3 protein-coding genes are annotated in these 3,050 nt (G+C 60.5%); 2 read left to right on the forward strand and 1 reads right to left on the reverse strand.

The features are described from left to right. Both Q0X85_RS19060 and Q0X85_RS19065 read left to right on the forward strand, forming a co-directional pair. On the forward strand, positions 1-627 hold a 627-nt coding region (locus Q0X85_RS19060; RefSeq protein ID WP_297774662.1), incomplete at its 5' end, for a 4'-phosphopantetheinyl transferase superfamily protein. A gap of 221 nt (positions 628-848) precedes the next feature. Continuing rightward, positions 849-2,147 (forward strand): Wzz/FepE/Etk N-terminal domain-containing protein, encoded by a 1,299-nt coding sequence (locus Q0X85_RS19065; protein WP_297774663.1) that lies wholly within the window; start codon positions 849-851, stop codon positions 2,145-2,147. A gap of 68 nt (positions 2,148-2,215) precedes the next feature. Here the strand turns inward: Q0X85_RS19065 and Q0X85_RS19070 are convergent. Further along, positions 2,216-3,050: P-loop NTPase (locus Q0X85_RS19070; RefSeq protein ID WP_297774664.1), on the reverse strand; the 835-nt coding region annotated here is incomplete at its 5' end.

The raw sequence follows: 3,050 nt of genomic DNA on the forward strand, positions 1-3,050 counted from the left end.
CTGCCGCCCGGCGCAGCACTCGGACAGGCAGACCCGACGGCCCCCGCGACCGGCCTCATGCCCATCGAGACGGCGGCGATGACCCGTGCCATTCCCGCCCGGATGCGCGAATTCGCCGCCGGACGCCGCGCCGCCCGCGCGGCAATGCTCGCCCTTGGGCGTCCTCCCGGCACCGTGTCACAAGGCACCGACCGCGCGCCGATCTGGCCAAAAGGCATCACCGGGACGCTCAGCCACGGTGGCGGGGCATGTATCGCGCTCGTGGCAAGCACCCAAACAACCGCCGGGCTCGGCCTCGACCTGGAACCGGCGGAGACGCTCCCGGCCGATTTACTGGATACGGTCTGCACACCGGTCGAGCGTCTCATGGCGGCACGGGATCAAAGCGGGCTTCTGGCACGCATGATTTTTTGCGCGAAAGAAGCGAGCTACAAGGCGCAATACCCCCAAACTCGCCAGATTCTCGACTTTCACGACCTTGAAATTGATTTTGACGGCTCAGGCGACCGTTTCATCACGCGGTTGCGACGCCCCTGCGCGCCCTTCCGCGCAGAGACCCGATGGGCCGGGCAGATATTGGTCAAAGACTCAATTGTCGCGGCACTGGTCATCCTGCCACAGGCGTGAAACAGGCAATAAACACACTGTTTCCATTAGCTTGCGAATAATCTGTGGCGAAATCGTGGTCAGATCGTTAGATTGTGGTCAAGTTAAGACGTAAATCTGTCAGGGCCGTTTGGGGGCATTCGGTCGGCAGGGTGGCATCGCGTTGCAGCGGGCGCACCTGTCGACAAGAATTCGCCGGGCGGCGTTTCGTTTTGAAATGAAGCAAGACTGATAGGTAGACCATGGGTTCGATCCAATCCCTTCCCGATTTTTTGCGTGTCATACGCCGCAGGCTCTGGCTCATCCTGCTGGTTGCGTTTACGGGCTCCGTGCTTTCGGTCATAATTGCGCTCAACCAGCCCAAGATTTACGAGGCAACAGCGGTGATTCAGATCGAGTCTCCGCAAGTCGGGCGTGACGTCACGGGCCAGACGGTCGCCAGTGATGCCAATCATCGCCTCCAGCTGATCGAGCAACGCCTCATGGCGCGAGACAACCTGATCAAGGTGATCGACCGGCATGACCTCTTTGCCAACGCACCAAACATGCCCATTGCTGAAAAGATCCATAGTCTACGCATCTCGGCCCGAATTGAGCCGATTGCAGTCGGCTTGCCGGGCATGGGGCCCGCAACAAGGCCCTCTGGCCTGAGCGTTACCGTCAACCTCTCCGACCCAGTCAAGGCTGCGGAAGTCGCCAATGATTTTGTAGAGACGGTCATCGCACAAAACCGCGAGCGCCGGCTCGATCTGGCGCGCGAGACACTGGATTTCTACAGCGCCGAAGAAGAGAGAGTGAGCGGGCAGATTGCTACGCTGGAATCCGAGATCGCTGATTTCAAGCGCGCCAATGCCGACTCGCTCCCTAGCAGCATCTCTCCTCTGCGTGATGAATTGCGCACATTGAACGAAACCCTGCTGACGCTCGATCAAGAGATCATCGCGCTGGAAACAGAGGCCTCGCGCCAGCGTGAAGAGGTCTTTGCCCGCCAGATCGGCCAGTTGAATGATCAACGCGCGCTGGTTGCCGGTCGGATTGACAGAATAGAATCCGCACTCGCCGCAGCCCCGCGCGTAGAGCGCGAACTTGGGGCACTCACCCGAGACCTGACCCAATTGCAGGACCAATTGAGCACGATCACCCGCAACCGCGTCGAGGCGGAAATGGCGAGCGTTCTGGAATCGCGTCAGCAACAGGAGCGCTTCGAGATTCTCGAAACCGCGATTCCCCCCGATTTTCCGGTTTCCGCCAGCCGCAAGAAAATGGCGATTGCGGGCGGGATCGCGAGCCTGATGGCCGGACTGGGACTGGCGCTGATACTGGAATTCATGAACCCCGCGTTGCGCAGTGCCGCACAACTGGAAAAGGAACTGGACATCACACCGGTCGTGACAATCCCGGTCGTCCGTCTGCGTCACGAGCGGCGCCGCAAGATCCTGCGGGTGGCGGGCACCGTGGTCATGGTCCTGCTCGTACTGCCAATCGTGTTCCGGTTCGTGCAGGAAAGACTGATGCCAATGCGCTTGATCGGCGGCAACTGAGGTTCGGTCAGGCCAGGCGGCCAAGCTCGTTCACAGACACCCCCCCCGATATCCGCGCCTCATGTCGATCAGTAACCGTACTTGGCGATACTCTCTCCCTCGGCGCGGTTCATCACAACTCCCAGGAGTGGCGTCTCGGAACCGAAGCGCTGCTTCACATCGCGCACCTGTTGTGCAGAGGTCTGCCCGCCGCCAACCACCAGCAGAACGCCGTCGAACTGCGGGCGAAACCCCAGGACATCGTCATAATAGAGCGCCGGCGGCATGTCGAAGATCACGACATCGGGTGCAAGCCGATCATAGACGTCTTGCAGGACAGCGCCGGTTTGCGGAGCCTGAAGCAGTTCCGCGGCATAGGTCTCGGCCCTGTCATTAAGCCCAAGCGCAAGGTTTTCACCGATCTTGAGATCATTTTTGTCCGGGCAGGAAAAGAATTGGTCCAGCTGAATGTCACCGGTCAGGAAATTCGCCATGCGCCCCGGGTCTTCCAGCCCAAGAGTGCGCGCCACCGACGGGCGGCGCAAGTCCAAATCCATGAGCACTGTGCGCAGGTTGGATTGCCGGGAAAGGCTGATGGCGAGGTTTGCCGCAACAAAAGATTTACCGCAGTTCGGGGTCGGCGAGGTAATGGCAACCCGATGCCAACCCTGCGCGCGCAGCGCCGCGATGAGCTTGGTACGCAATACGTCAAATGCCACATGCGCCGGATCTTCGCGGGTCGCGGAAATAAGGCGGTTACGGGCAAGATGACGCGGATCAAGCACGACGCGCCGCAAAGCCGGCCACAAAAGGGGGACAGTCTTTGACTCCTCAGGCTCAGGCTCAGGCTCAGGCTCAGGCTCAGGCTCAGGCTCAGGCTCAGGCTCAGGCTCAGGCTCAGGCTCAGGCTCAGGCTCAGGCTCA

Source organism: uncultured Roseovarius sp. (assembly GCF_947259555.1).
Taxonomy (GTDB): Bacteria; Pseudomonadota; Alphaproteobacteria; order Rhodobacterales; family Rhodobacteraceae; genus Roseovarius.

Coding starts and splice junctions, on each gene's coding strand:
- Q0X85_RS19065 (WP_297774663.1), top strand. CDS start 849: ATGGGTTCGATCCAATCCCTTCCCGATTTTTTGCGTGTCATACGCCGC.